Annotated in this window: 2 protein-coding genes; both read right to left on the reverse strand. The window is 62.8% G+C overall.

Going from position 1 to position 1571, the window contains the following annotated elements; translation table 11 throughout:
* Positions 1-762: MFS transporter (locus F1542_RS05425; protein ID WP_227672504.1), on the reverse strand; the 762-nt coding region annotated here is incomplete at its 3' end.
* A 192-nt stretch (positions 763-954) separates the two neighbouring features.
* Positions 955-1571: translocation/assembly module TamB domain-containing protein (locus F1542_RS05430; protein ID WP_193732144.1), on the reverse strand; the 617-nt coding region annotated here is incomplete at its 5' end.

Here is a 1571-nt window from a genome sequence, read left to right on the forward strand (position 1 = left end):
GCCCCCGCCATGCCAGCCCTGTGCCGCATAGAAAATGACCAGAAAGGACGAAATCGCGGCAAACCCCACCGCCGACAGGCCCAGCGTCAGCCCCCACACCCATGTATGCCCGATCAGGTGTTTCCACCGTATGTCGCCTGCCATCCCACCCGTCTGGCCACCAGCGCGCGGCAACGCGGGGGCGGGCAGCACCACGGTCAGCCCCATGCCCGCCACCGGCAGGGCGAGGGCGACAAGACACAGGGGGCCAAAACCGGCATGGGTCTCGATCTCGTCACCCAGTGCAGTTCCAATGCCCAGACCGGCAAAGATGGCCAGACCGACCCATGACATCGCGGCCCCCGCACGCGCGCTGCCCACCTTGGTCACGGCCCAGACGCCGCCGCCTGTAACCATCAACCCTTCGCCCAGTCCCATGGCCAGCCGTCCCGCCACGATCATCGCCTGCTGCAGGCCCGGTGACAGGACAGGCACCAGCGCAAGGCTGTAAGCCAGCGCGGAACACGCCGTGCACAGCAGGCCACACAGCAGCGTATTGCGTCCGCCAAGCCGGTCCGCCATCCGCCCGGCCTTCGGCCGCGACAGCACGGTGGCGACGGACTGGATGCCCATGATCAGGCCGATCATGGTGGTTCCGCACGCGAAACGTGACTGAAGTTCCAGCGGCAGGGCCGACAGCGCCACCCCCATCGCCAGCATGCCGCTGCCAATGGCCAGCATGACGGGCAGCAGGCCGCCACGGGTCGTAACATGAGGATTCATGCCGGGACCGTAATGCATTTACCCCGCACCGAACAGGCCAAGACATATTCCGGGACTGTTTGACAAGTCAGTTCACGATATCACTTCAAGATCAAAGGACGTTTCCGGTGAAGCTTTTTAAAAAAAGGTGGCACCCGAAAACTTTTATTTTTTATCAATGATTTGTTTCCAGGCAGGCTCTTATGCCATCCCTCAGTACTTGAACTGATACAGCAGCCCGATGCTGCTGCCCGGATCATTTTCCGGCGTGGTGAAACCGGTCACGTTGCCGCCTGTCCCCACCGTGGTGTTCAGCTTCAGCCGCTTGGTCAGGTCAACCTGCACCTGGGCCTGCGTGCCCGAACCCGATGTCGCCTGCTTGGCGCCGACATAGACGCGGCGCATGACGTATTTCCCCGCCTCGATCGAACCGGTGTCGTTGCTGCCCGACCCGTTGGATGAACTGCTCATCTGCAACCTGTCCAGATGCAGCGTCTTGCGCACCATGCCCAGCGGGTCAAAGGCGGAACCGCCACTCAGCGTCGCGACGGCGGCCGCGATCGACGCCATCTGCGTGGGCGAAAGCGACTGCGTATCCGACCCGAACAGCAGGATGGCCAGGATCTGGTCCTGTGACAGTGGCGGCGTGGAGGAAAACGAGATTTTCGGCGCGCTGGCATACCCGCCCACATTCAGCCGGGCCGTGCCGTCATTCGTGCTCCGCTCGGCCACGAAATCCAGCGTGGGGTCGATTGCATGGGTAACACCCACGCCGTTGAAGCCCACCTGCCCCTTGCTGAAATCAAGCGAGATCCCACCCAGTGAAAACC

The organism is Komagataeibacter sp. FXV3 (assembly GCF_015155755.1).
Lineage (GTDB): Bacteria > Pseudomonadota > Alphaproteobacteria > Acetobacterales > Acetobacteraceae > Komagataeibacter.